1 pseudogene is annotated in these 302 nt (G+C 69.2%); it reads right to left on the bottom strand.

From position 1 onward, the window contains the following. Positions 1-205: pseudogene (locus GFH49_RS00765) on the bottom strand (hypothetical protein); the annotation flags it as partial. Positions 206-302: the final 97 nt, after the last annotated feature.

The following is a 302-nucleotide window of genomic DNA, read 5'->3' as shown; positions in this document are numbered from 1 at the left end:
CGGCCCGGCGGTAGAGGTCTCGCACCTCCACTCGGTCACATGGCGCCTCGTGGCGCACCCAGCTGTTCTTGCGGCCCACCGGTGCGAGCAGCCCGCGCACGTAGTCCCGCATCCGGCGGCGGGGTTCGACACGGCCGAAGCGGTGTCCGATGGTAGTGAAGAGGTCATCCAGGTCGCGGTCCCAGGTCTCTGCCTGTGCGGTCATCACGATCGGGGGCTTCCCCATACAGATGTGCCCTCGCTGTCGGGGCCACTCGTTCGAGGGGCGGGCGGGCAGAAGCCGCTCGTGACAGCCCTCTGAC

This window comes from Streptomyces blattellae (genome assembly GCF_009709555.1).
Lineage (GTDB): Bacteria > Actinomycetota > Actinomycetes > Streptomycetales > Streptomycetaceae > Streptomyces > Streptomyces blattellae.
Note: the sequence above shows the minus strand (reverse complement) of the source record. Positions and strands in the feature narration are given on the sequence as shown.